This window comes from Streptomyces shaanxiensis, assembly GCF_039537145.1.
GTDB classification, from domain to species: Bacteria; Actinomycetota; Actinomycetes; order Streptomycetales; family Streptomycetaceae; genus Streptomyces; species Streptomyces shaanxiensis.
This window is the reverse complement of the sequence record NZ_BAAAZY010000024.1, coordinates 138,607-163,950: the sequence shown is the minus strand read 5'-3', so window position 1 is coordinate 163,950 and position 25,344 is coordinate 138,607. Positions and strand designations below refer to the sequence as shown.

Sequence of the window (25,344 nt, the reverse complement as noted above, 5' to 3'; positions counted from 1 at the left end):
AGGGGACGGCAGCTCCGGACCACGCCTTCTTCGACTTCCTGAGAGGGACCCCATGACCACCGGTCTGGACACCGGCACATACGAGGTGCTGCGCGACCGCCTCACCGCACAGGCCGCCGAACTCGCCCGCCGCGCCGAGGCGCTCAATGCCCGCCGCACCGAGGAGTTCGGCTCCGTCCGGCTGGAGCTGACGAGCACTGAGCGGCTGCGCACCGAGCACAACTGCGTGCCCCGCGACATCGTCTCCGTGGGCGACGCCCTGCTCTTCGGTCACAACGTCTTCCTCGGCCTGAAGCCGGAGACGACGGTGGGCGACGTCTTCGCGCTGTACGACCGGGACCTGAACCGGCTGCCCGAGGACGCCGTGCCGGGCTTGCTCGACGACCCGGCCTTCGTGCGGGAGTTCGCGGCTCTCTACCGCTACTACCGTCAGGCCCACCTCCTGCAACTCCGCACGATCGACGGTAAGTTGCTGGCCGTCTTCCAGACCGGCGAGAAGGCCGGCGACATCCGTGTCCTGCGCTGGGCGCTGACCGACGGCGGCCGGGCGGCCTTCCTGGACGCCCGCGGCGACCGCGACCACGTCTTCCCGCCCTCCCACGACTTCGAGTGGACCCGGACGACGCGCGAGGACCACGTCCTCGGCCGCCACCCGCACGTCTCCATCGGCGGCGAGGTCTTCGTCGAGACCGTCGGCGGCACCCTCACCGTCAAGGTCGAGGACAACACCGAGACGGGCGAGGGCGTTTACGCCGAGCCGGTCGCCGAGCCGCTGCAGTCCCTCGCCGACGCGGACATCGCGTACGCGCGCGTGGGCGTCCTCATCCTGTTGGACGTCCTCCCCTATAAGGAGGACGTCCACCGCTATCTGGTCTTCAACACGCTCACCAAGAGCGTCGTCCGCCTCGACGGCATCGGCCGGGCCTGCCGAACACTGCCCGAGGACCAGGGGATCGTCTTCCCCGGCGGCTACTGTCTGGCCACGGGGGCGCACAAGACGTTCGACGGCCTCGCCGCCCCTTTGGACATGGCAGCCCTGGAATTCGAGCGGGCGGTCCGCTCGCCCAACGGCGAGGACGTCCTCTTCGCGTTCCACGCGCGCGTGGAGGGCCGCAGCCTGCTGCTGCCCTACAACATGATCCGCAAGGAGGTCGACACCCCGCTGTCCTGCCACGGCTGGGCGCTCTTCGACGACGGCACACTCGTGGTCCTGCGTGCGGACAGCGATGAGCCGCAGCGCGTCCACCCGCTCCAGCTGTGGAACTCCCCGTACGTCTCCGACACCCACGCCGCCGCCCAGCCCGTCGGCACCGGCCCGCTCGCCCGCGTCGGCAACGCCGACCTCGTGCGCGGCATCTCCGACTGCCTGTCCATCACGCGCGCTGTCGCCGAGACCACCCCGACCAGCGAGATCTACGAGGCGCTGGCCGCCGCGTGTGTCCGGGCCGCCGACTCCTACCACTGGCTCGGCGAGCCTGAACTCGGCGCCCTGCACGAGCCGCTCACACAGGTCAGGGTGACCGCCGAGCAGGTTCTGGCCGAGTTCGAGACCGTCCAGGCCCTTACCCGGCAGGCCGCCGACGCGCTCGCCGAAGCCGCAGCGCACGTCGCCGCGGTCGTACGGCGCCTGCGCGGCGAGGCCCCGCGCAGCGCCGCCGCCTGGGTGTCGGGACTGACCGAACTCCGACACGCCCAGGGGCACCTGCTCACCCTCAGGGACATGCGGTACGCCGACACCGCTCGCATCGACGAACTCGCCGCCGACGTCGAATCGGACCTCGCCGCCTTCGGGCAGCGGGCCGTCACCCACCTCGCCCGTGAGGACGCCTTCGCCGGCCACCGGGCCGACATCGAGCGGCTCGTGATGGACGCCGAGGGGATCGGCACCGTTGCCGAGGCCGCGCCCGTCGCCGCCCGCCTCGACGAACTCGCCGAGGGGCTACGCACGGTGACCGAGGTCGTCGCCGGGCTCGACATCGGGGACGCCACCGTCCGTACGGCCATCCTGGAGCGCATCGCCGAGGTCCTCGGCGGCGTCAACCGCGCCCGAGCCACCCTCGACGGCCGACGCCGCGCACTCCTCGACAGTGAGGGGCGCGCCGAATTCGCCGCCGAGTTCGCGCTGCTCGGACAGGCTGTCACCGGTTCCCTCGCGGCCGCTGACAGCCCTGAGGCCTGCGACGAGCAACTCGCCCGCATGCTCGTGCAGGTGGAGAACCTGGAGTCCCGGTTCGCCGAGTTCGACGACTTCCTCGGTGAACTCGCGGACAAACGCGACGAGGTGCACGAGGCGTTCTCCGCCCGCAAGCAGACCCTCGCCGACGCCCGGGCCCGCCGCGCCGAGCGCCTGGCCGACTCGGCGTCCCGTGTGCTGCGGACGGTGACCCGGCGGGCGGCCACGCTCGCCGACGCGGACGCCGTCGCCACGTACTTCTCCTCCGACCCGATGCCGGCCAAGGTCCGCCGTATCGCCGACGAGCTCCGCGAACTCGCCGACCAGGTCAGGGCGGAAGAGCTGGACGGCCGCCTGAAGTCCGCCCGCCAGGAGGCCCTGCGCGCCCTGCGCGACCGCACCGACCTCTACGCCGACGACGGCCGCACCCTGCGCCTCGGCACCCACCGCTTCGCCGTCAACACCCAGCCCCTTGACCTGACCCTGGTCCCGCACGGCGAGGGCCTTGCGTTCGCGCTGACCGGCACCGACTACCGCTCGCCGGTCACGGATCCCGACTTCGCCGCGACCCGCCCGTACTGGGACCGCCCGCTGCCGTCGGAGTCCACGGAGGTCTACCGCGCCGAGCACCTCGCCGCCCGCCTGCTCGACGAGCACGGCCCGGCCGCGCTCGCGGAGGCCGACCTGCCCGCGCTGGTCCGGCACGCCGCGGAGGCGGCGTACGACGAGGGCTACGAGCGCGGCGTCCATGACCACGACGCGACCCTGATCCTCACCGCGCTGCTGCGGCTGAACGACTCGGCGGGCCTGCTCCGCCACGAACCCGCCGCCCGCGCCGCCGCCCACCTCTTCTGGGCGTACGGCACGACGGCCCAGGAGCGCGACAGCTGGACCCGGCGGGCGGTGTCCATGGCCCGCGCCCGCGACACGTTCGGCCTCGCACCCGCAATCGCCGACCTGCAGGCCGAGCTGGCGGAGTCGATCGGCACCGATGCGGCGGCCGCCTACCTCTTCGAGGAGCTGACGAGCGGCCCCGACGGCTTCGTCATCAGCGCCGGCACCCGCACACTGCTCGACAAGTTCCGCCGTACGGTGGGCACGTCCGCCTACGACGACGACCTCGCGGCCCTCGCCGACCAGGCCGCCCGCCGGCAGCTCGTCGAGGCATGGCTGACGTCGTACACCACCGCGACCGGCACGGACATCACCCCCGGCGACCTGGCCGAGGCGGTCGCCGCCGAGCTCTGCTCGGACCTGCCCCGCTACGAGTCGAACGCACCGCTGACCGAAACAGTCGAGGGAATGCTCGGCACCCACCCACGCATCAACGGCCGCACGCTCACCGTCCGCATCGACGAAATCCTCGCCCGCACCAGGGAGTTCCGCGTCAGCGAGGTGCCCGCCCATCGGGCGTACCAGCGCCGCCGGACCGCGTTGGTGGCCGCCGAGCGCACCCGCCTCCGCCTGGACGAGTACCGGCCGCAGGTGATGTCGGCCTTCGTGCGCAGCAAGCTCATCGACGAGGTCTACCTCCCCTTGGTCGGAGACAGCCTCGCCAAGCAGCTGAGCACTACGGGCGACACCAAGCGCACCGACACCGGCGGCCTGCTCCTGCTCATCTCCCCGCCGGGCTACGGCAAGACGACTCTCATGGAGTACGTCGCCGACCGTCTCGGCCTGATCCTGGTGAAGGTCAACGGCCCGGCACTGGGCCACGCGGTGACCTCCCTCGACCCGGCCGAGGCCCCGAACGTCACCGCCCGCCAGGAGATCGAGAAGATCAACTTCGCGCTGGAGGCCGGCAACAACACGCTCCTCTACCTGGACGACATCCAGCACACCTCGCCCGAACTGCTGCAGAAGTTCATTCCGCTGTGCGACGCCACCCGCCGTATCGAGGGCGTACGGGACGGCGAACCGCGCACCTACGACCTGCGCGGCAAGCGGTTCGCCGTCTGCATGGCCGGCAACCCCTACACCGAGTCCGGCAGCCGCTTCCGCGTCCCCGACATGCTCGCCAACCGCGCCGACGTGTGGAACCTCGGCGACGTCCTGACCGGCAAGGAACACGCCTTCGCGCTCAGCTTCATCGAGAACGCCCTCACCGCGAACCCCGTCCTCGCCCCGCTCGCCGGCCGCGACCGCACCGACCTCGACCTGCTGATCCGCCTCGCCGAGGGGGACACCGCAGCCCGCGCCGACCGACTGACCCACCCGTACGAACCCGCCGAACGGGAGCGGATCCTGGCCGTCCTGCGCCACCTGCTCACGGCCCGCGCGACGGTCCTGGCGGTCAACGCCGCCTACATCGCCTCCGCCGGCCAGTCCGACGCCACCCGCACCGAACCGCCCTTCCAACTCCAGGGCTCCTACCGCAACATGAACAAGATCGCCCAGCGCATCCAGCCGGTCATGAACGACACCGAGCTGGCGGCTCTGATCGACGACCACTACACGGCCGAGGCCCAGACCCTCACCACCGGCGCCGAGGCCAACCTCCTGAAACTGGCGGAACTACGCGGCACACTGACGGACGAACAGGCGCTGCGCTGGGCCGATCTGAAGGCGGCGTACGTCCGTACCCAGACGCTGGGCGGCCCGGACGACGACCCCTTCACCCGCGCGGTCGCCACCCTCGGGCTGCTCGCCGACCGGGTCGCTGCCGTGGAGACGGCGATCAACCGCGCCGCCGACCCACGCCACCTGACGACCAACCCCGTTGCCCGGCATGCGGCTCGTCCGGTCTCGAAGCCAGGGGAGGAGTGACGCTGAGAGAGGAGCAAAGGGACCGGAGTGAAGACGATCTTCTCGCCGACGAACTTGTTGCATTGGCGGGGACTGCGGGGGCCAGTGCGCGGATCATGCCGCTTGTGGCCGGAGTCGGTGTGCTCCTCTCTATGCGCGCTCGACGCCGGGTGCTGTCCGGAGCTGTCCTGTGACCAGTACGAGTGTTGCTGCCCCGGCGCTCAGCAGTCCCGGAATGGCGAACATGGTGCGTTGATCGATCTTGATCAGTGCCTCGTACTCGGTTCGGGAGATCTCGATCTCCTGGCGCGGGATGCCGGTGTAGACGGCGTAGTAGCGGCCGTCCCGGGGGTCGAGGGCTTGCCGGTCTTCTCCGCTGCTGCTGACGACCAGCGCGATGCCCGCGGCGAAGACGGCGAGGAGACACACCTGCACGGAACGCGGGAGACAGCGTAGGGCGAGCCACTGCAGCGATGGGTTTCGACCCAGACGAACCCCATCTGTTTGGAGGAGGATGCCGCGGACGAGGGCGGTGAGGAAAACAGGGAAGAGCGCCAGCATGGAAAGGCCGACCGCGAGCTTTCCGTCCCCGAATACCGAGTGCCCCGGGAGCAGAGTGAGAGCGGCGGCGGACAGCTGAGCGACACTCAGCACGAGTGCTGCACCCGCGTGCACCGCGAAACTTCGTCTCATGCCACTCCTCCGTGGTTTCCCGCCCGCAACTCCAGCGCAGGAGGAGGCTCGCACAGAGGCGGGCGGACAGGCATTGCCCTCTTCCGGCAGTCTTCGTACGTCTTCCGCGTCCGTGAGTCGAATCAATCGGCCAGCCCTGCGCAGCCGGTCCACGCGAAGGGATGCGGAACGCCCACGGCCTTGCAGGCGCGATGCCGCGTCCACGGATGCCACTTGGCAGCAGACCGGTGGTGTCATCCGGCGGCACTGGCGACCACTCGCTCATGCCTGACGCTGTACCCGCAGGGAGCGGAGCGGATCACTCGGCGGGTTGCAGCGAGTGCGACGGCCAGTCGAGGAGGCGGGCGCCGAGCGCGGCGGTCTGCAGGATGTAGCGCTGGTCGGGATCGGTGGGGTCGTGGCCGGTGAGTTGTCGGATACGGGTGAGCCGGTAGGTGACCGTGCGCACGCTCACCCCGAGACGACGCGCCGTGGTGGTGTTCAGGCAGCCGCTGGCGAAGTACGCGGTCAGGGTGTCCAGGAGTGCCCTGGGCCCGCCGCGAGCTCCCTCGAGGCCGCCGAGAACGGTGGCCACCAGGTCGGTGATGGCTGCGCGGTCTCTGCCCAGGACCTGGTAGACGAGCAGGTCCGAGGCGTGCACGAGCCGGGTGGTGAAGCCGAGGAGGACGGCGAGGTCGAGGGTGCTGCGGGCTTCTTGGTAGGAGCGGACGATGCCGCTGGGACCGGGCCGGGGCCGGCTGACGGCGATCCGGCACGACTCGTCGACGGCGTCGCCCACCTTGGCGGCGAAGGAGTCCGGAACCTCCGGCAGCGCGCCGGGAAACACGCACACGAGTAGGCCGTCCTTGGTGGTGATCAGTACGTCCCGCGCACCGAAGCAGGCGGTCAATGCTTCCTCGACATATCGGGTGGTGTCATCGCCTGCCTCGAATGCGCTCTCGGCGCGGGCCACGCTCACCTGGTGCGGCCCGACGAGCCGCAGCCCGAAGCGTTCGGCCCGCTCGGCGAGTCGGCCGAGGTCGGTGCGGCCTTCGAGGAGGTCGCCGACGAATTCCCGCCGCGTTGCCTCTTCGCCGCGGATGGCTGCGCGGTGGGCGGATTCGTAGCCCTCGGTCAGCGCCACGGTCGCGTCACCGACCGCCCTGATCAGGGCGGAGGCTGCCTCTTTGAGCTCTTGAGGTTCCGTAGCCCGCCGAATCGCGGGCAGGTCGGTCCAGGCGCGGGAGACGGAGTCGACGTATTCGGCGACCAGGAGCGGCAGGGCCGTTCCGCGGTCGGCCGCCGTGGCGGCGAGCTGGCGCAGACCCTCGAGTTCCTCCTGGGGCAGACCCCGATTACTGAGGGAGATCCCTGCGAGGTGCCCCACGTGGCGGCTCATGTCCGCAGTTGAGGTCGTGGGCGTTTTTCCAGCGGCGGGTGCGGCATTCGGTGCTGGCACCGTGGCACCGGGTGACGCCGTATGCGACTCCGAGCGGCGTTTTCGCGTCGGCATGCTCCCATTTTGCCGAAGAGCGGCAAAACAGGGGGTGCGAGACGTCCTTGTTTGCGCGGTCATCGGCAGGCGTCCGGCTGGGCCGCAAGGGTAATCAGTGAGTAAAACGCCCGCTGGAGACCGATGCAACAGGGGGTACCACGACTGTGCCCCGAAGGCGCCTCCTTTCATCGTTCCGGAGGATTGCCCGGATCCTCTTGGTGTCGCTGGGCTGCCTTCTCGCGGCCCCCGCGGTGAGCATGGCGCAGTCGCCGACGGTGCTCGTGATGAGGATCGACGACACGATCACGCCGGTGGTCGCCGATCACGTCGAAGACGGACTGCGCACCGCCGGAGGACTCAGGTGATCGGTATGAACCCCTCGATGGACGACCGGCGCATCCTCTCTGAGATCGAGCGTTGCCTAGCCCGGGACGATCCCGAGCTGGTGTCGCTGATGGATGCGCTGAACCACCAGTTCCCCCATGAACCGGATGACGCCGACGACCATGGTGGAGGGCATGGCCTGCGCCGGAAGGTCATCGTGGCACTGCTCATCGTCGCGTTGGCGGGCCTGATTCTCACGGCGATCCTTGCCAAGCCATCCCCGTCCGGCGACAACCAGGGACCACCGGCAAAGGGCCTGGCGCCGACCGTGACTGTCCATACTCAGCGCCGCGGCCCTCGGACCCGGACAGGCACCGGGCCAACCGTGCCCGCGCAACGCCGTCAGCAACCGAACTGGAACTGCCAAGGAGGGGAGTTCACGCGTGCACGTGATCCGGCGCAGTCGTACGTCTCGGTCAGCACGGACACCGATGCCGTGGAAGCGGAGAGACTGCTCGTCGAGCAGCGGCTGACGGGTCTGCTCGTTGTCGGCCCGGCCAGGCAGCCAATCCAGGAGGACCCGGTGCTCGCCGCCGTGATCGACGAGCCGCATGCCGATCGCTTGTGCCGAGCACTGGCGGGACGCACCCTAGCCGGCCGTCTTCCGGCGGGAAGGCCTTTCCCGCCCGCTGCCGGTCCCGATCGCACGGCCATGGAGTTCACCGAACTGTTGGCCCAGACCCGAAGTCCGCTCATCGCCATTGTCGAACGGGACGCCGGGGGCCTCGACCGTCTCCTCGGCGTCGTCACGGCCTCCCACCTGCTGAAACGACTCCTCCAGGCCTGAACAGCACTGTCGGCTCGAAGCGCCAGGACACCCTGCTGAACCACCGAAAGATCAACCCCTATGACGGGTGGCAACCGCAAGGACCGCACCTTCCTCGACCGTCTCCCACTGCCCGAGCGGACGTTCGTGACGGACGCCCTGCGCACGGAGACCGTCGGTGGCATGGTGCTGCTCGCAGCGGCTACCGCGGCGCTGGTGTGGGCCAACACTCCGCTGAGCAGCGCGTACGAGTCCATACGGGACTTCCACTTCGGCATCGACGCACTGGGTCTCGACCTCTCCGTGGCCCACTGGACAGCCGACGGACTGCTGGCGATCTTCTTCTTCGTCGCCGGCGCCGAACTCAAACGCGAGTTGGTGGTCGGCGAACTGCGCCACCGACGCACAGCCGTACTTCCCGTGATCGCCGCAGTCTGCGGCATGGCCGTACCGGCCCTCCTTTACGGACTCGTCGCCACCTCCCGGGGAGGAACATGGAACGGCTGGGCCGTCCCCATGGCCACCGACATCGCCTTCGCACTCGGCGTCCTCGCGGTCATCGACACCCATCTGCCCTCCGCGCTACGCGCCTTCCTGCTCACGCTCGCGATCGTCGACGACCTGGGCGCCATCCTCGTCATCGCCGTCTTCTACACCTCGACGATCAGCTTCCCCGCCCTCATCGGCGCCGCCCTCGGGCTGGGCCTGTTCTTCCACCTCCACACCCGACGGTGCGTACACGGCTGGTACTGGTACCTGCCCCTGGCCCTGGTGATCTGGGGCCTGACGCACGCCAGCGGGGTGCACGCCACGGTGGCGGGAGTCGCCATGGGACTGCTGCTGCGGGTCGCGAAGGACGGTGAGCGCGGCCGGCGCCCGGCCGAACACATCGCGCACCTGGTCCGCCCCCTCTCCGCCGGGGTGGCCATTCCGCTGTTCGCCCTGTTCGCGGCCGGCGTCAGCGTGTCCGGCGACACCTTCGGGGACGTAGTCAGCAACCCGGAGCCGCTGGGCGTGGCCGTGGGACTGGCGGCCGGCAAGGTGCTGGGCATCTTCGGCGGCTCCTACCTCGCCGTCCGCTTCACCGGAGCCCGCCTCAGCCGGGACCTCGTCTGGGCGGACGTGCTGGCTGTGGCCATGCTGGCCGGGATCGGCTTCACCGTTTCGCTGCTGATCGGCGAACTCGTCTATCCGAGCCCCGAGGACCTCGAGCACATCAAGGCCGCGGTCCTCTTGGGCTCCCTGGCTTCCGCCCTCCTGGCCTGTGTGCTGCTCAGAGCGCGGAACAGCAAATACCGGCGGCTGTATGAGGAAGAGAACCTCGACGTGAACGCCGACGGCATCCCCGACATCTACCAGCGCCACACCGCCGCCCCGGACGCCCCGAGCCGGAACCGGCCCCGTCACGGCGGCGACTCCGGCACCCCGTCCACACGCGAAAGGTGACCCCACGTGCCCAGGGAAGCCACGCCTTCGGCCATCCGCCCCTGGCGAGTGAGACTGTCAGTGGGGGGACACCGCGCTGGTCCGGTCCTATGGACGCCCCGGCCCGTCGGCACGTGCGCAGGACCGCCGGTTTCAGTCCCCAGGAGAGGGCGATGAACGGCTCCGTACGGATGGGACGCGTTCTCGGGGTGCCGCTGCGCGTCCACTGGTCGGTGCCCCTGCTCGTGCTGCTCTTCGGATCCAGCCTGGGCAGCCGAACACTCCCCGCCTCGGTCCCGGATCAGTCGAGCGCCACGTACACAGTCGCCGGCCTGGTCGGAGCCCTGCTGCTCCTGGGGAGCCTTCTGGCACATGAGGCCGCCCACGCGTTCACGGCCCTTAAGAAGGGCATCGAGGTCAAGAGCATCACGCTCTGGGCGCTGGGCGGGATGACCGAGATGGGCAGACCGCGCGGAGCCGGCGCGACCTTCCTTGTAGCCGTGAGCGGACCGCTCACCAGCTTCGTCGTCGGCGGGGCCGCGATCGGGGCGGGCATCGGGCTGGACGCGGTGTCCGGCTGGGCGGTGCCCGCGGCCGTCCTGGTCTGGCTCGGGTGGGTGAACGTCGTCCTCGGCGTGTTCAACCTGCTGCCGGCCACGCCGCTCGACGGCGGGCGGGTGGTGCAGGCGCTGATGTGGTGGCGTACCGGAGACCGTGACCGTGCCGATAGAGCAGCCGCACGCGGCGGACAGATCCTCGGCATCCTGCTCATCTCTCTGGGATGGATCGCCGTCCTGCGCGGAGCCTTCGGCGGTCTGTGGCTCGCGCTCGTCGGCTTCTTCCTCGTGATCGTCGCCGGCGCCGAGCGTCAGCGCGCCCGGCTGGTCCCCGCTCTGCGCGGGGTGAAAGCGGCCGATGCCATGTCGGGTCCCGTGGAGACCTGCCCGGACTGGTTCACCGTGGAACGCTGCGTCCACGACGTGGCTCTGCGTGCCCACCACTCGACGCTCGTCCTGACCGATTTCCAAGGGCGCCCCAGTGGCCTGCTGCGGCTGCCTCAGCTCGCGCGGATCCCCGCCGAGCAGCGGCAGACACTGCGCGTGCGGGACGTGGCGACCGCGCTGTCGCACATCACGACCTGCGCGCCGGACGACCTCTTGGAAGACGTCCTCGAAAAGCTCCGCCCGGGCATGGACCCGCGCATCCTCGTCACCGACGGCCAGCACCTGGTGGGCATCATCACCGCCCGCGACATCTCCCGGATCGTGCAGCGCCACACACTCGGCGGAACGGAGAACCAGTGATGGCCGACCCACGCAAGACCGCTCGGACAGCCGGGGACACCTCGACCACCGGTCGTCTAACGGCGGTTACCGGTCTGCAAGTGCCGCAAGCGCCGGCGCACGAGTCTCCCCAGCCGCTTCACCGGATGCCGCGGGATGCCGACACCTGGGGAGGGTGCCCGATGAGAGGCAAGCGGTGTGTCGGGCATGAGTTCGCGCACACCGCCGGTCTCCATCAGGCAGACAGGCGGATTCCCCGCCTCTTTGAACCGGTCGACGCGGACGGTGAAGGGATGCGGCGGGTCGCCGGGCAGCTCCGCGGCCAGCACCGTGGCACCCTTGCGGCGCCGCCGCTGCGAGGCGACCACTTTGCCGTCGACCAGCAGCTCTGCGTGGCCCGACGCTGGCTCGACCGTGACGGAATGGCCGTCTCGGTCGAGGTGGAAACGGTGGCTACGGGCCATGAGGTACCTCCAAGGCCAGTCACCACATGCCCCTTCAGTGTACGAATTGCAAGCCCCCAGAAGCGCAGCCTCTTGGGGCTTAGGAGAGCCGTGGTTTGCAACTGCATGATCCCTCGCTCTCCCGAAACGAAAGGCACTCGCCATGGACTGCTATGAATGTGTCCAGCAAGGTCGTACTGCAGCCGCGGTCGCCGTGTGCTGCGTGTGCGGAGCGGGTGTGTGCGCTGATCACGTGCACACCGAGAGCCAGATACTGCGCGGGCCCGCGCAGCCGGGCAAGGTGATCCACGACCTTGCGGCCCGTCAGCTGACTTGCCCTGTGTGCCGAGCGGCGGAGAAATCTCCATAATGACTCTTTCCGAACCTGAAGTCTGAAAGCGTCGGAGATCCTTTGGGGCATGGTTCGCCCTGTGTGAAGGGGGTCAGTTCTGCCGCTCTGGAGCCGTGTGCGGCGCCGTCTCGGGGGTATGCGCGTAGTTGACCGTGAGCGCTCAGGACAAGAGTGGCGGTGTGGCTCAGTGGTGCACGAAGACGAATATGAGCCGTTGGTCAGCCGCTCGATCCTGTCCGCCATGGCCTTCGACGGCAGCGAGCCGATCGCTGAGGCCCGGCATGCTGCCCGTCATTTCATGACCGAGGTGCAGGCCGTTCACAGGATCCCGGTGTCGGACCGTGCGATGGGCATGGTCGAGTTGGTGGTCAGCGAGCTGGTCACCAACGCCCGCAAATACGCCCCCGGCCCGTGCCTGCTGGACCTGGAGGTCAACGACGGCGCCGTGGAGATCAGCGTGCGGGACACCGATCCAACCTTGCCGGCGGACTGTTCCGCCGATCCGTGCCGGGTCGGGCAGCACGGTCTGGAGATCGCGATGGCGGTCTGCCGTAGCTTCTAGGTGCGGCGGGAACCAGTGGGCAAGCGCCTGAAGGCCGCGATCGGGCTGGCCGACGATCCCGGCGGGAATCCAGCTGGCCGCCTGATGTGACCAGGCTGGTCAGGCCCTTGCGGCTGTGGAGATTGGGTGAGGGGCAGGCGGGCCAGGCGCGCCTTGAGGCAGAGGTCCTCGGAGAGCTTCTCGGCCACGAGCATGGTGTTTGCCCCGGCCTACTCGCGCCGCCGCACCACCCGTCCGACCAGGCCGGGCAACTGCTGTCTCCTGGCCGCCCTGTTGTGAGCGCGGCGCAGCCATGGACCGTGCTGGCGACGCGGGTCGACGACACCGATCACTCCGGTCGTCGCTGACCACCTTGAAGAGGCGGTCCCGGCAGCAGTGGCAACGGCCTGTCAGTGTCACCGGATCTTCACGGTGATTCGATCATGGCCTTCTTGACGTGCAGTCCTTGGTGATGGCGCGCATTTCATGACTCGACGCTGTTGGGTGGCCTGTGTAACAGGGACGAACTCTCCGGCCGGGCACGCCGCGCTGGAGGGACAAGCGGGGTACGAGGCTCGGAAACGTGACGTGAGGCCGACCCACCTCATCGGCCACGCGGCCTGGGCCCGTGTTGATGGGCCGGTCAATCTACATACGATTCGAGCGTGCCACGACGCCGGACGTCCAGCGTCGCGCAGTGGAACGAGCCGCCGAACGGCGCGTAGTGCAGCAGGTCGCATGGGACCGGCTCGAACCCCCACTTCTCCAGTGCGTGCAACATGCCGGTGGTGCCGCTCGGCGATCACCCGCTTCTCGTCGATCATGAGCACGTTCATGCTGAGCCATCTGCCGCACATTGAGGTGACTCTGAGCAAGGGCTCGTCGATCGGGTCGGGCTCGGGGGCAACCAGGATGTCCCACGTTGCTCAGGACGTCGGGCAGGCGGCCGACGTCGATGTACTCAGGGTTGACCAGTGCCTTGCCGGGTGCGAGCGGGACGAACGTCGTGTCGATGTGCATGGGCGTGCGGCAGCGGCTTTCGATCTCATGGATGCGATAGACAGGCCCGAGATGGCGGCCCAGCCACTCGATGCCCATGCGGTTGGTGACGTTGCTTCGTGTGACGAACAGATCGCGTCCCGCGCGCACGAAGTCCGCCGCGTCGAACACCGGCTCGAACTCGGTGAGGATGTAGCGCATGGGCTCGCCAGGTTCCGGGATGCGGAAATCCGCATCGAACAGCGCGTCGGTGAGCTGCGGCTTAGGAGCCGACGTCCAGCGCGTGCCTCGCCGGAAGTAGTCCTTGAGGAGCGCTCGATAGGAGTGAGTCTCGAAATACCGGCACGGTCACGCCATCGGGGTCTCGATGATCTCGTCGCCGATTACGAGCAGGCTGTCCCGCGGGCAGGTGTTGCAGAAACCGCGCGACGACCAGTCGGGCGTGCCGAAGTGTCGCCTGTGGTCGACCACATCCGGGCGCCTGACGGTGACGCCGAGGGACCGCAGAAGATCGACGAACTGATCGAGTTCGCGCTGCGCCCGCTCGATCAGCACGCGCGGATATTTGAAGCCGCCGGCCAGTCCCAGCAACCGCCCCGTCCACGGCGGGACGTTGCAGACGACGGCCGGATGGCGGGAGGGGATCGTCGCGCCATCGAGACGCCCGACGATGATCTCCTCCAGCGGGTCCCACTCGTTGTGCGAATTGACCGGGGAGACGCGAGGTGCTTCGGCATCCCTGCGGAGTCGCGCGCCGACCACCTTTTCGTCTACGAGCAGCTCGGCGGGACCCGACGCTGCCGGCTGAACCGCGACGGAATGTCCGTCCCGGTCGGGGTGAAAGCGGTGGCTGCGGGCCATGAGGTACCTCCCGAGCCAGAGTCACCACATGCACTTCAATTGGACGAATGGCAAGGCGCGAACATCGTGCCGCCGTGGCGCTCTGCTGTTCTCCGTCCCGTGGGCATGGAAACAGCTGCCGGACTGCGGCAAAGTGATCTTCCATGTCGTCTCTCCCGCGCCAGATGCCACCCCGCAGTGGGCACATGATCGTCTGCGGTGATGACGGGCTGGCCTACCGGCTGTCGGACGAACTGCGCGAGGTCTACCGCGAGCACGTCACGCTCGTGGCCCCCACCCGAAGCGGCGTCGCGGCGGGTACGTCGCCGGCCGGCCGGGATCTGGCGACGGCGCTCTTCGGCCGGGTGTCCACGGTGATGACCAGAGTTGCGGGCACCGCACCGGATGCCGCCGATGACGAACAGGTGCTGGAAGCATCGGAGGTCACCGACGAGGTGCTCGCCGCGGCCGGGGTGGCACGGGCCGCCGCGCTCGCGTTGGTGTATGAGGACGACGAGGTGAACATCCGCACGGCGCTGATCGCCCGGCGCCTCAACCCACAGGTGCGGCTGGTGATCCGGCTGTACAACCGCAAGCTCGGCCAGCAGCTGGAAGAGCTCCTGGACCAGGCCGCCATCGTCGCCTCACCAGGGTTGGACCCGGTGGCTCTGGACGCCTCCACCACTGTCATGTCCGACGCGGACACCGCCGCCCCGGCACTGGCCGCCACCGCTGTTGCGGGTACCAGCAAGGTCGTTCAGGCGGATGGACTGCTGTTGCGGGCGGTGGAGCGTACTCCGCCGCGCCGCGGTGAGGTCGTCGACCCCGGCCTGTGCACCCTTGCTCTGCTGTCGGCGACCGCCAACGATCCCGCGGGAGCGGAGGGTTCGGACAGAAGCGGCGCCGAGGCGCCCCAACTCCTCCCGGACGAGAACGCGGTGACCGCAGGCACCGGACACGGCACAGTGGTGCTGGAAGCCGTCTCGTACAGCGGGCCCGTACTGCCCACCGGTCGGCTGGCCGGCCGGGGAGCCCCACTCTCCCAGTTGTTCTCGCGTCGGCTGCGCTGGTCGCTGGCCGGCCTGCTCGCCTGCGTCCTCGGCCTCGCCGTCGCCTCCTGGCTGACCACCGACGACGACCTCGTCCACGCCACCTACCTCACCCTGCTCGACCTGTTCGCCATCGACGACCCGGCGATCGGCGAGCCGCTGAGCCGTCAGATCATCCAACTCCTTTCCGGATTAGCCGGGTTGTTACTGCTGCCGGTGATGACCGCTGCCGTGCTGGAGGGCCTGGGCACTTTCCGCAGCGCCTCCGCCCTGCGCCGTCCGCCGCGTGGCCTGTCCGGGCATGTCGTCCTGCTCGGCCTGGGCAAGATCGGAACCCGTGTGCTGGCCCGGCTGAAGGAACTCGACATCCCCGTCGTCTGCGTGGAGTTGGACCCCGAGGCACGCGGCATTCCACTCGCCCGTCGCCTGCGCATTCCCACCGTGATCGGTGACGTCACCGAGGAGGGCGTCCTGGAGTCCGCCAAGGTCCACCGTGCGCATGCCCTGCTCGCCCTGACCAGCTCCGACACCACCAACCTCGAAGCCGTCCTGTACGCCCGTTGCGTCGAGCCCGACCTGCGTGTCGCGCTGCGGCTGTACGACGACGACTTCGCTACCGCCGTTTACCGAACCTTGCGTACCGCCCATCCGCACGCCCTCACCCGCAGCCGCAGCGTCTCCAGCCTCGCGGCCCCCGCCTTCGCCGGCGCGATGATGGGCCGCCAGATCCTCGGCGCCATCCCCGTGGAACGCAAGGTGCTCCTCTTCGCCGCCCTCGTCGTCGCAGGGCACCCGCAACTGGAGGGGCGCACGGTCGCCGAAGCCTTCCGCCCCGGGGCCTGGCGTGTCCTGGCCCTCGACGCCGCCGCCCCCGCCGACCGTCGTCCCGATCTCGCGGCGGCCCATCCGGCCGACGGCGACGACAGGCCCCCCGGGCTCGTCTGGGAGCTACACCCCGGGTACGTTCTACGGCCCGAGGACCGGGTCGTACTGGCCGCCACCCGTCAGGGTCTCGCCGAACTCCTCGGCCGCCACCCCCGTCCGGCCGACCCCGCCACACCGTAGACCTGTCTCTGTGGCACTACCCTCGACCGGTCTGGTCAGCCGGCTTTCTTCCCCCATCGCGTGTCGATCCGCTTCCACTCCGCAGCCCACTGCTTCAAACGCCGTCGGCTCAAGTACAGGCGGGCCACCCAGACAGCGCCCAGCGCGATGCCGCTCACACCCGCTCCGGCCAGCACCCCTCCAGAGGCCGCATGGAACCGCGCCTCCTCGTCGGTCAGAGGCTCGGCACTGAGGCGACCGTCCTCGTCGATCCATATCGAGACCCGGTTCCCGGCCGGACTCAAGGCTGAGACTCTGGCCTCGTCGGTGTGTGTCGAACCGTCCGGCGCGGTCCAGCGGACCGTCGCCCACACTCGAGGATCGCCCACTGCCCTGGTGCGAACCTTGTCCTCCGCGTCTTCGACGAGGACGGCCGAGACCTCGCGGCGCTCTGCCCGCTGCCGGTCGGTGGACCGCCCGATCGCGTCCGCCGCCGTCAGCCCTGCGATCAGGCCGCCTACGAGGGCCAGCAGCCACCCAGCGAGCATGACCCAGGCTTCGATGACGTCGCTGCGCCGCCGGAGCGGATTCCGCCGCCACCGCCACAAACGCACTGGCGGGCTTCCTCTGCCCAGGTCCGTAGTGAATCAAGGTCATCTGGCTGAGTGATCAGGGCTTCCATGATTGCCGACGCGTTGGCTTTGACCCACTCATACCGACGGGCTGTCGCATTCTCGAAATCGGAGAGCAGCTCGGGGCAGTACACGCGCATCATGTTGCGCAAATTCCGCCGCGCGGCTCTCCTCCTCTGCTCGGGGGTCAGCCTCTTGACCAGGGGAACTTTCGGCGTTAGCTGTTGCTCGATGTGGAGGCGATGTCGCACTACTGTCATGAGGTTCGTGAAGCGCCTGGTGCTCATCACCTCCGGGTCACCGAAGTCGAGGTTCCCCCTGGGCCAAGTCCGACGTGGCGGCCCGACCTCGCCATCGAGCACCATCTGCATAAGCTTTGCAGTCAGTTCGGCGGCTTCGCACCACTCATCGGTGATCGCGTGCAGCTCCATCAGACTGGCGTGCAGCGAAGGCCATTCCAAGGACGTGGTCGCATATTGTTTTGCTCCCCGCAGGACCGCGCCGCCTGCGCGAGCAACGATGGTCGCCTCTGGTCCTGAGAGCATGCTTCCCCCCCGCTACGAGGCACGCCACAGCATTGTGTCGCGAGGGCCGGAGGCGGCCAAGACGTCGGGCCAGGAGAGGGTGATGCTGTCCGGCTACGCTTCGCATAGCGCCGCTGGTTTTGGGCCGGGCGAGGAGCGGGAGACAAGGAACCACCCGTGAGGAAGTTGTTCGCCCTTCACACCGAACCGCACGTCGCCGACATCGGCGGGACCGAGCTGCACTTCCAACCCGAGGTCATGGGCGACGAGTTCATGGACGCCTACGCCGAGCTGCGGGACGCGCAGAAGGCGAAGGGCGTCGACATGGACAACCTCGCCGAAGCCGACCCCAAGGACGTGCGCCGTACGGTCCGCGCGCTGCGCCTGTTCCTCGCCCGGCAGATGCTGGAGGACTCCGCGGACCTCTTCCTGCGCCTGGACGTCGTCAAGGACGGTGAGACGCTGGAGACGTTCCGCGACCTGGACCAGGCCGAGGAGTACGCGGCCCAGCACGAGGGCTCCCGCGTCGTCGATGGGTTCCGCCTGCCCACGCGCGTGATCGTGGAACTCCTGGAATGGGTGGTCGAGCTGTTCGGTGGTGGTAGCCGCCCTACTACGTCGTCTGCCGCATCCTCGACTCCGTCGCGGCAGGCTGGGAGGCGTGGGACGGGAGTCTCGCCCTCCAGGGCGTCGACCCGCACACGTGGCCGCTGAGGCGGCTCCTGAACGCCGCTGAGACGGCTATGGGCATGGCGGCGGAGGACGACGCGGCCCGCGCCCGTAACCGTGCCCAGCTGTACGCGCCGCCGAAGGGGGCCTGTCGTCGGCCAGCCGACGGGGCTCGGCCGCGCACCGCGGCCCGCATGGATCCGAGCCGCGCTGGCGAGCTGGTCCGGGGCAGCGTAGCCACGAGCCGTCCCGTCGTACGTCTGGTGCTGTCCGACGAAGGATCAGCAAGGCTGGCGCAGAGGCAGAATGACAAAGAGCCTCTGACCTGCGGTTGTAGGAAGATCGAGGCAAGAGCGGGGACGGATCGGAAGATCCGCAAAGGACTCGGCTCCCTCGACGCGGTTGACCGCCCTCGCCCTCACCTCCGTCGGCGCACCGGCCGCGGTGGCCGCCTCCGCCGTGCTCGGCCACCGGCTGCTGACGTGTGGCTGTCGCTGCTTCCCGGGCTTGTGGTGCTCGTCCGGCGCCGGGCCCTGTGAGCGCCAAAGGCGTTTCCCGGTCGGCCCGTTCAGGTAGGAGTCCGGTTGTCGGCTGAACGGCGGAGGGGGAATGTCATGGCGAGCAGTGAGCACGACGGGCGGTTGGGGGAGGAGTTCTTCACTCCGGGGACCTCGTCCTTCACCGAGTTCCTGGCGGCACACCGCCCGGCCCTGCTGCCCATGCGCCGCCCCTTCCCCGACGGTGTGCGCGCCGCACCCGACCGATTCCCGCACGGCACCACGGTGCTGGCCCTCACCTACCGCGACGGCGTACTGATCGCCGGCGACCGCAGGGCCACCATGGGCAACCTCATCGCCCAGCGCGACCTGGAGAAGGTCCATCCCGCGGACGACCACACCGCTGTCGCCTTCGCCGGTACCGTCGGGCTCGCGCTGGACATGGTGAAGCTGTACCAGGTCGAGCTGAAGCACTTCGAGAAGATCGAGGGCACTCCCATGTCCCTCCAGGCGAAGGCGTCCCGCCTGGCCGGCATGATCCGGCAGAACCTCGGCCAGGCCATGCAGGGCCTCGCCGTGGTGCCGCTCCTCGCCGGTTACGACACCAAGGCGTCCGAGGGCGCGCGGGGCCGCATCTTCGACTTCGAGGTCACCGGCGGTCCGTACGAGAAGTACGACTTCCACGCCGAGGGCTCCGGGTCGCCGTACGCCCGCAGCGCTCTCAAGAAGCTGTTCCGCGCGGGCCTGTCCCGGCACGAGGCGGCCCTGGCCGCGCTGCACGCACTGTGGGACGCGGCCGACGACGACTCGGCGACCGGCGGACCGGACATCAACCGCCGGATCTTCCCCAGCGTCTCGGTGATCACAGAGGGCGGCTTCGAGCGGCTGACCGACGCGGAGACGGAGGAACTGAGCCGGGAGATGGTGGAGCAGCGCCGCAGCCGGCCGGACGGCCCGAACGCCGCTCCCTGACGGGCGTCCGCCGTCCCGTCCCTGCGCGCTTTCCCTCTCCATGGCCCGCGGGTTTGGTTTCCATGGGCAAGAACTGCCGCGGCCTTTACTGCACATGATTTGCAAGTACCGCAGGATGGCCGCAGGCTGTACATCGCAGCCGCCCTCCGGAAGAAAGACGCTCCCTCCCCGATGACGGCTGCCCCTGACTCCACTCCGACCCTCCCCGCCACGGCCCCCGCGCGGCGCACGGCCTGGCACCGCGTCCGCACCTCCATGACGCGGCAGGAGTGGAGCAGGGTCGGCGGCATGGCCGCGTTCGTGCTGGCCCTGCACGTCATCGGGTGGTTCACCCTCGTCGCCGTCGTGGCGCCCGGGCACTACAGCATCGGTCAGCAGTCCTTCGGCATCGGCATCGGCGTCACCGCGTACACGCTCGGTATGCGGCACGCCTTCGACGCCGACCACATCGCGGCGATCGACAACACCACCCGCAAGCTGATGGGGGAGGGGCAGCGGCCGCTGTCGGTCGGCTTCTGGTTCTCGCTCGGCCACTCCAGCGTCGTCTTCGCCCTGGCGCTGCTGCTCTCCCTCGGCGTGAAGACCCTGGCCGGACCGGTCAGTGACGAGGACTCCCGCCTCCACGACATCACCGCTCTGATCGGTACGACGGTCTCCGGAGCCTTCCTCTATCTGATCGCGGCGATCAACCTGGTCGTCCTCGCCGGGATCTGGAAGGTGTTCCGCCGGATGCGCTCGGGCAGCTACGACGAGGCGGCCCTCGAAGAGCAGCTGAACAACCGCGGCTTCATGAACCGCCTCCTCGGCCGCGCCACGAGGTCGATCACCAAGCCCTGGCACATGTACCCGCTGGGCCTGCTCTTCGGCCTGGGCTTCGACACCGCGACCGAGGTCGCCCTGCTCGTCCTGGCCGGCTCGGGTGCCGCATCCGGTCTGCCCTGGTACGCGATCCTCTGCCTGCCGGTCCTCTTCGCCGCAGGCATGTCCCTCCTGGACACCATCGACGGCACGTTCATGAACTTCGCCTACGGCTGGGCGTTCTCCCAGCCGGTCCGCAAGGTCTACTACAACCTCATCGTCACCGGCCTGTCCGTCGCGGTCGCCCTGCTCATCGGCACGGTCGAACTCCTCGGCCTCCTCGCCGACCGCCTCGCCCTGCACGGCCCGTTCTGGAACTGGATCGCCGGCCTCGACCTCAACACCGCCGGCTTCGTGGTCGTGGGCCTCTTCGTCGTGACGTGGGTCGTCGCCCTGCTGGTGTGGCGGGTCGGGCGGATCGAGGAGAGGTGGGGACGGCCAGTGACGGGTGGAGGCTCCGGGTTGCCCCGGAGCCTCCACCCTGGGCGTTGACCGCGGCTGCCACCGCTGCCAACTGAGGGCCCGGGGTCGCTCTACGGGCCGGCGTTGGCCACGCCGCTTTCGTTGACGGTGAACTGTCCGTTCGCGGAGCCGTTGAAGGTCCCGCTCCTGATCCACTCGATCAGCGCCGCCTTGACCGTGGCATGGGGACCGGCCCACGGTTCACCGGGGCGCCCACCGTAGGGGGTTCCGGACTCCGGTGTGCAGCGTGGGCCGGAGCAGCCCTCCATCGGCATCTGGTGGCTTGCGCACTGGACCTGTACGAGCACCTTGTTCGTCATCGACGCCGGGAGCGCGTTGAAGATGGCGGACGAGTTGGCCGGCGGCGCCGTGGCGTCCTCGAGACCGTGGATGACCAGTGTGGGCGGGGTCAGTTGCCCCGCGACGGCGGTGTTCCAGCCGTAGCTGGAGAACGTCGGCGAGCGGTTGAGGCCGGTCGGGTTGCCGGGGTCGTTCCCGCCCCAGTTCCGCCCCTCGGTGTCCTGCTCCATGATCTGCTCCCAGAACTGATCCTGGCTGCCGGGCACGACACGCCCGGTGCACACGGCCTCGCGATCCGGCGGCAGCACCGGTGCCCCCGGGCGGCGGTCAAGCGTCAGCGGGAACGTGACGAAGCCCGCCGGGGGCGCCGTCTCCTCAGTCGGTCCACCGAAGAGCGAGGACATGAACACGGCACGGTTGACCTTCGCGATGACGTCGGCGCTGCCGGGAAGGAGTGGGTTGGGGTTGGCTGCGTACAGCGTCCGCCCGACGCGCAGCCCACCGAGCGAATGGCCGAGCAGGGTGACCTTGCCGTCCGTGGGCTGCGCGCGCGTGATGGCGTCGTCGATGACCTGGCGGATGTCGCGTACCCAGACGTCGGTGCTCGCAAAGCGCTGATTGCTCGAGTGCGCGACCCTCTCCCCGCCCAGCGGATTGGTCAGGAGCAGGGTCCCCTGCTGATCGAGGGGGAAGATCGGGTTGGGGGTGCGGTCGCACCCCTCGGGGTGCGAACAGGTGCCGTCCGGGTTGTAGGGCCTGAGGCTCGCGTTGGCGGGATCGTTCAGGCCCTCGTCGAAGCGCGTCGAGTGGCCGTAGCCGAGCAGGCTCGGGGCGAAGGTGTCGATTCCCGCCCGCGCGAGTCCGTCCTGCACGCTGAGCGAGTCACCTTCCGGGGCGGGGTGGCGCAGGTCGAAGAGCGGCGAGGCGGTGACGGAGCGGCCGTGGATCAGCACTGCGGCCCTGTTGGGCACTCCAGGGCATTTGCCGTTCGCGTACACCGGCTGAACGCGATGCACCTGGATCCTCGCGGGGCGCCCGTCGAACTGAGGGTCCGGCATGAGCCCGGGCGGCACCCTGAACCTCAGCCAGTGGTCGCGGGCGTCGACGCCGGTCGGCACCTCGTCGCATTGCTGGGCCGACGGCTTGGTGGCAGCGGCCATCGATGTTGTGCTGGAGCCGAAGGCAGTCACGATCAGGCAGACGCTCAGCAGGAGCCACCTGGTCCGGGCCCCGGACCTTCGGCGTCCTCCGGTCCACGCCCGTCGCCCGCGCCCCATCGAGGCGGCCAGTATGCCCATTCTCCGGAGGATCGCTCTGTGTCGCTGACCCATGCGCGGTACCGCCATGCCCAAACCTCCTGCCGCTGAACGCGGGTGAAGCCGACTCTCATCAGTCTGCCCAGCAGGCACGTAGAGAGCGCCCCGCGCACTGGCGCACAGGTGGCACATCGGCGCGCAGGGGCGGGCAGCGCTTTCACCCTCACCCTGGGGGGCCGCCGCCGCCCATGTCCCTTCGCAGTCACAGGACTTGGAGACCGGAAGCTCCTGGCGCCACGATGGTCCCAGCGACCACACACGATCCTCATCGTCACGGTGGTCGCACAGCCTCTCACCGGCGCAGCCCCACCTCCCCCCGCCACCTGACGAACTGCTTCTCCGGATCGCCGGTGTACCCCCACGGAGCCCGTGTCGCCCGGCGCCCCAGCATCCGGAACAGGGCCGCGGCGATGTCACGGACCCCCGCCTGACAGGCCGCGTGTGCCAGGTAGTTGAGATCGCGCAGCTCGCCGGGGGCCACGTCGGCGGAGGCGCGGTTCGTGATCCAGCGCTCCCAGGTCCGGCGTACGTCGCTGACCGCGCCGTCGTGACTCCAGTGCTGGCCGAGCCCCATGGAGGCGTGCTGCCCCTTGGCCGCGTCCAGGGCGTAGCGGAACTCCTCGACGCGGGCGTACTGCACGAGCACCGGAAGCGGGCAGCCGGGCGGTGCGACTCCGGCCGCGTCGCGGGCGAAGTCGTACATCAGGCCGTGGGTGCCGTGCCAGCGCGAGGAGTAGTAGTGCAGCACCTGCAGATGCCCCTCCACGCTGAACGGGTCGCGCTGGTGCAACTCGTCCCACCAGCGCCCCAGTTCCTGCCGCCGTACGCCCGCCGGGTACAGCCGTGCGACGGAGATCAGCGAGATCCACGGCGTCGGGTCGTCCGGGTAGGAGTCCGCGGCCCTGAGGCAGGACAGCACCGCGGTGTCGATGCGGTGCTGGTCGATCGGCACACCCCGGCCCGCCGCGATCGCCAGATTGAACGCCCGGGTCGTCTCCGTGGCCGCCCGCAGCACCAGCGCGTCCGGGCTGTGCGGTTCGGCGGCCAGCCACGACTCCACCGTCGAACTGCCCGCACAGGCCTGTGCGAGCAGCCGGACCCGGTGGCCGCGCACCAGCCAGTCGGGACCGGTGGCGCGCAGCAGTTCCCGCAGCCCCTGCCAGCGCCCGATGACGATGTCCTGACGGGCGCAGGTGAGGGGCGCGTCCCCGCAGTCGGGGTCGAAGTCGGGAGCGAAGCGGTCTCTCGCCATCGAGGGCTCCCTCAGAAGTCGGTGGAAAGGCCCTCGTGGACAAGGGAGTTCGAGCCGCCGGGGCCGGCCGGAACATAGTCCGCCTCGACGGTCCGGGTGGCGTCCAGCTTGGCCGGCCGGTAGTAGTCGCTGCCCTGCCGCCAGTACCAGAGCATCGGGACCAGCCCGGCCGCGAGGCCGCCGATGCCGATCGCGATCGCGGAACCGCTCAGCTCACCCAGCGACTCGACGAAGATCCAGAACATGAACAGCGCCCCGAACAACGGCCACAGCCCGCCGAACACGAAGTTGCCCACCGACTTCAGCAGCATCCCGCGATAGGCGACGACCACCGCGAGACCCGTCAGCCCGTAGTAGACGGCGATCTGCAAGCCGATCGCCGAGATGGCGTCGGAGAGGATGTCGCCCACCGTGCCCAGGGCGTTGGCGGCGATGAACATCGCCAGCGCCACCACGCCGACCACCGCGATCGCCACCCACGGCGTGTTCCACCGGCGGTGCACCTTGCCCAGCGCGGACGGCATCGTACGGTCCCGGCCCATCGCGAACAGCGAACGCGTGACCTGGATCAGTGTGGTCTCCAACGTGGCGATGGTGGACAGCATCACCGCCACGATCAGCAACTTGCCGCCCCAGCCCGGCCAGATCTCCGCACCGAGCACCGCCAGCACATTCGCGTCGTTCTCCTGGATCTGCTTCGCGGAGAGGATGACGTTCACCGCGATCGTGAACACCTCGAACAACAGGAACACGATGCCCACCCCGATGACCCCCGCGAGGCCCGTCGTGCGGCGGCTGTTGCGGGTCTCCTCGCTGAGATTGCTGGTGACGTCCCAGCCCCAGTAGTAGAACGCGGCGATCAGCGCCCCCGAGGCGAACCCCGTCACCCCGTCGAAGTGCCCGAAGCCGAGCCAGGACCAGTCGAACGCCCGGGCGTTGTCCGAGTGGAAGAGGGCGAGGACGGCGAAGAGGGCCAGTATGGCCAGTTCGACACCGGACATCACGAGCTGCGCCCGGACGGTGAGGCGGGCGCCGCCCAGCACCACGAACAGCATGATCAGGAACCAGCCGGCGCCCACCAGTGTCGACAGGGCGGTGTTCTCCGCGAGTTGCTCGTCGAACAGTGCCAACGTCATCGATCCCGCGGGCAGGGAACCGGCCACCATGAAGATGGTCGCCGAGATCACCAGCGCCCAGCCGCTGATGAACCCGAGGAAGGGGTGCAGCGTTCGCCCCACCCACGAGTAACTGGCGCCCGCGTTCACGTCGATGCGGCTGAGATAGCTGAAGGCCAGGGCGATGCCCAGCATCGGTATCGCGCAGTACAGCAGCGCGGCCGGACTGGCCAGCCCCACCGCCGAGACGAGGACCGCCGTGGTCGCGGCGAGCGAGTAGGCCGGGGCGCTGCCCGCGACCGCCATCACCACCGTGTCGAACGTACCGAGGACATTGGCCTGCAGCCCTCTGCCCCTGTTGTTGCTCATGGATGCGCTGCTCTCCGTCTTGCACGGCGCGAGGGCGACCAGGCCCCGACGCGTATGGGGGGTGGGGTGGTACAACGCCACGAACCGGAGAGGGATGACCTCGGGCAGGGGCGGCGAAAAGGGGTGGCGGACACTGTACGCCGTTGCGTCGCCGTGCAGTTACGCCG

The 25,344-nt window shown here is 69.3% G+C and carries 18 protein-coding genes and 1 pseudogene; 10 read left to right on the top strand and 9 right to left on the bottom strand.

What is annotated here, in order from left to right; genetic code table 11:
* Positions 1-52 precede the first annotated feature (52 nt).
* Positions 53-4,939: a DNA repair ATPase gene (locus tag ABD932_RS35110; RefSeq protein ID WP_345019218.1), complete on the top strand. Its 4,887-nt coding sequence runs from the start codon at positions 53-55 to the stop codon at positions 4,937-4,939.
* Between the two features lie 129 nt (positions 4,940-5,068).
* Here ABD932_RS35110 and ABD932_RS35105 read toward each other — a convergent pair whose 3' ends face one another.
* The gene (locus ABD932_RS35105) at positions 5,069-5,353 is read right to left on the bottom strand and encodes a hypothetical protein (RefSeq protein ID WP_345019216.1); all 285 of its coding nucleotides are present in this window, start codon (positions 5,351-5,353) and stop codon (positions 5,069-5,071) included.
* A 556-nt stretch (positions 5,354-5,909) separates the two neighbouring features.
* Positions 5,910-6,989 carry a PucR family transcriptional regulator gene (locus ABD932_RS35100; protein WP_345019214.1) on the bottom strand — a complete coding sequence of 360 codons (1,080 nt, stop codon included), beginning with the start codon at positions 6,987-6,989 and terminating at the stop codon, positions 5,910-5,912.
* A 466-nt stretch (positions 6,990-7,455) separates the two neighbouring features.
* On the opposite strand from ABD932_RS35100, the gene ABD932_RS35095 reads away from it, so the two are divergent.
* The 3 genes from ABD932_RS35095 (at position 7,456) to ABD932_RS35085 (ending at position 10,964) form a co-directional block, all read left to right on the top strand.
* A complete protein-coding gene (locus ABD932_RS35095; RefSeq protein WP_345019212.1) occupies positions 7,456-8,256 on the top strand; it encodes a DUF3040 domain-containing protein in 801 nt (266 codons plus the stop codon).
* A 60-nt stretch (positions 8,257-8,316) separates the two neighbouring features.
* Positions 8,317-9,681 (top strand): Na+/H+ antiporter NhaA, encoded by a 1,365-nt coding sequence (nhaA, locus tag ABD932_RS35090; RefSeq protein WP_345019210.1) that lies wholly within the window; start codon positions 8,317-8,319, stop codon positions 9,679-9,681.
* A 152-nt stretch (positions 9,682-9,833) separates the two neighbouring features.
* Positions 9,834-10,964 (top strand): site-2 protease family protein, encoded by a 1,131-nt coding sequence (locus tag ABD932_RS35085; RefSeq protein ID WP_345019208.1) that lies wholly within the window; start codon positions 9,834-9,836, stop codon positions 10,962-10,964.
* Between the two features lie 56 nt (positions 10,965-11,020).
* Here the strand turns inward: ABD932_RS35085 and ABD932_RS35080 are convergent, their stop codons facing one another.
* Positions 11,021-11,407 carry a hypothetical protein gene (locus tag ABD932_RS35080; protein ID WP_345019206.1) on the bottom strand — a complete coding sequence of 129 codons (387 nt, stop codon included), beginning with the start codon at positions 11,405-11,407 and terminating at the stop codon, positions 11,021-11,023.
* Between the two features lie 142 nt (positions 11,408-11,549).
* On the opposite strand from ABD932_RS35080, the gene ABD932_RS35075 reads away from it, so the two are divergent.
* Both ABD932_RS35075 and ABD932_RS35070 read left to right on the top strand, forming a co-directional pair.
* Entirely contained in the window at positions 11,550-11,756 is a 207-nt protein-coding gene (locus tag ABD932_RS35075; RefSeq protein WP_345019204.1) for a DUF2180 family protein, read from the top strand.
* Between the two features lie 169 nt (positions 11,757-11,925).
* On the top strand, positions 11,926-12,300 hold the full coding sequence (locus tag ABD932_RS35070) for an ATP-binding protein (RefSeq protein WP_425587563.1): 375 nt from the start codon (positions 11,926-11,928) through the stop codon (positions 12,298-12,300).
* A gap of 622 nt (positions 12,301-12,922) precedes the next feature.
* Here ABD932_RS35070 and ABD932_RS35065 read toward each other — a convergent pair.
* Positions 12,923-14,040: pseudogene (locus tag ABD932_RS35065) on the bottom strand (amidinotransferase).
* Between the two features lie 242 nt (positions 14,041-14,282).
* On the opposite strand from ABD932_RS35065, the gene ABD932_RS35060 reads away from it, so the two are divergent.
* Positions 14,283-16,232: a potassium channel family protein gene (locus tag ABD932_RS35060; RefSeq protein ID WP_345019202.1), complete on the top strand. Its 1,950-nt coding sequence runs from the start codon at positions 14,283-14,285 to the stop codon at positions 16,230-16,232.
* Between the two features lie 35 nt (positions 16,233-16,267).
* On the opposite strand, the gene ABD932_RS35055 is transcribed toward ABD932_RS35060, so the two are convergent.
* Together ABD932_RS35055 and ABD932_RS35050 are read right to left on the bottom strand one after the other, a co-directional pair.
* Positions 16,268-16,759, bottom strand: coding sequence for an Rv1733c family protein (locus ABD932_RS35055; RefSeq protein WP_345019200.1), 492 nt, complete (start codon positions 16,757-16,759; stop codon positions 16,268-16,270).
* Positions 16,729-17,274 carry a hypothetical protein gene (locus ABD932_RS35050; protein WP_345019198.1) on the bottom strand — a complete coding sequence of 182 codons (546 nt, stop codon included), beginning with the start codon at positions 17,272-17,274 and terminating at the stop codon, positions 16,729-16,731. Before ABD932_RS35050 ends, ABD932_RS35055 begins: the two co-directional genes overlap by 31 nt.
* Before the next feature lie 270 nt (positions 17,275-17,544).
* Between ABD932_RS35050 and ABD932_RS35045 the strand changes: the two genes are divergently transcribed.
* The 3 genes from ABD932_RS35045 (at position 17,545) to nicT (ending at position 20,855) form a co-directional block, all read left to right on the top strand.
* Positions 17,545-18,081, top strand: a complete 537-nt coding sequence (locus ABD932_RS35045; protein WP_345019196.1) for a hypothetical protein — start codon at positions 17,545-17,547, stop codon at positions 18,079-18,081.
* Between the two features lie 569 nt (positions 18,082-18,650).
* Positions 18,651-19,505 carry a proteasome subunit beta gene (prcB, locus tag ABD932_RS35040; protein ID WP_345019194.1) on the top strand — a complete coding sequence of 285 codons (855 nt, stop codon included), beginning with the start codon at positions 18,651-18,653 and terminating at the stop codon, positions 19,503-19,505.
* Positions 19,506-19,676: 171 nt separating this feature from the next.
* Entirely contained in the window at positions 19,677-20,855 is a 1,179-nt protein-coding gene (gene nicT, locus ABD932_RS35035; RefSeq protein ID WP_345019192.1) for a Nickel transporter NicT, read from the top strand.
* Between the two features lie 41 nt (positions 20,856-20,896).
* On the opposite strand, the gene ABD932_RS35030 is transcribed toward nicT, so the two are convergent.
* From ABD932_RS35030 to ABD932_RS35020, 3 genes are all read right to left on the bottom strand, one after another.
* Positions 20,897-22,285 carry an alpha/beta fold hydrolase gene (locus ABD932_RS35030; protein WP_345019190.1) on the bottom strand — a complete coding sequence of 463 codons (1,389 nt, stop codon included), beginning with the start codon at positions 22,283-22,285 and terminating at the stop codon, positions 20,897-20,899.
* A gap of 448 nt (positions 22,286-22,733) precedes the next feature.
* Positions 22,734-23,693 carry a hypothetical protein gene (locus tag ABD932_RS35025; protein WP_345019186.1) on the bottom strand — a complete coding sequence of 320 codons (960 nt, stop codon included), beginning with the start codon at positions 23,691-23,693 and terminating at the stop codon, positions 22,734-22,736.
* Between the two features lie 11 nt (positions 23,694-23,704).
* The gene (locus ABD932_RS35020; protein WP_345019184.1) at positions 23,705-25,177 is read right to left on the bottom strand and encodes an APC family permease; all 1,473 of its coding nucleotides are present in this window, start codon (positions 25,175-25,177) and stop codon (positions 23,705-23,707) included.
* Positions 25,178-25,344 lie beyond the last annotated feature (167 nt).

What these genes read in the sequence shown, in the direction of transcription:
- ABD932_RS35110 (WP_345019218.1), top strand. Translation starts at nt 53, where the DNA reads ATGACCACCGGTCTGGACACCGGCACATACGAGGTGCTGCGCGACCGC.
- ABD932_RS35100 (WP_345019214.1), bottom strand. Translation starts at nt 6,989, where the DNA reads ATGAGCCGCCACGTGGGGCACCTCGCAGGGATCTCCCTCAGTAATCGG.
- ABD932_RS35095 (WP_345019212.1), top strand. Translation starts at nt 7,456, where the DNA reads ATGAACCCCTCGATGGACGACCGGCGCATCCTCTCTGAGATCGAGCGT.
- nhaA (WP_345019210.1), top strand. Translation starts at nt 8,317, where the DNA reads ATGACGGGTGGCAACCGCAAGGACCGCACCTTCCTCGACCGTCTCCCA.
- ABD932_RS35085 (WP_345019208.1), top strand. Translation starts at nt 9,834, where the DNA reads ATGAACGGCTCCGTACGGATGGGACGCGTTCTCGGGGTGCCGCTGCGC.
- ABD932_RS35080 (WP_345019206.1), bottom strand. Translation starts at nt 11,407, where the DNA reads ATGGCCCGTAGCCACCGTTTCCACCTCGACCGAGACGGCCATTCCGTC.
- ABD932_RS35075 (WP_345019204.1), top strand. Translation starts at nt 11,550, where the DNA reads ATGGACTGCTATGAATGTGTCCAGCAAGGTCGTACTGCAGCCGCGGTC.
- ABD932_RS35060 (WP_345019202.1), top strand. Translation starts at nt 14,283, where the DNA reads ATGTCGTCTCTCCCGCGCCAGATGCCACCCCGCAGTGGGCACATGATC.
- ABD932_RS35055 (WP_345019200.1), bottom strand. Translation starts at nt 16,759, where the DNA reads ATGCTCGCTGGGTGGCTGCTGGCCCTCGTAGGCGGCCTGATCGCAGGG.
- ABD932_RS35050 (WP_345019198.1), bottom strand. Translation starts at nt 17,274, where the DNA reads ATGGAGCTGCACGCGATCACCGATGAGTGGTGCGAAGCCGCCGAACTG.
- prcB (WP_345019194.1), top strand. Translation starts at nt 18,651, where the DNA reads ATGGCGAGCAGTGAGCACGACGGGCGGTTGGGGGAGGAGTTCTTCACT.
- nicT (WP_345019192.1), top strand. Translation starts at nt 19,677, where the DNA reads ATGACGGCTGCCCCTGACTCCACTCCGACCCTCCCCGCCACGGCCCCC.
- ABD932_RS35030 (WP_345019190.1), bottom strand. Translation starts at nt 22,285, where the DNA reads ATGGCCGCTGCCACCAAGCCGTCGGCCCAGCAATGCGACGAGGTGCCG.
- ABD932_RS35025 (WP_345019186.1), bottom strand. Translation starts at nt 23,693, where the DNA reads ATGGCGAGAGACCGCTTCGCTCCCGACTTCGACCCCGACTGCGGGGAC.
- ABD932_RS35020 (WP_345019184.1), bottom strand. Translation starts at nt 25,177, where the DNA reads ATGAGCAACAACAGGGGCAGAGGGCTGCAGGCCAATGTCCTCGGTACG.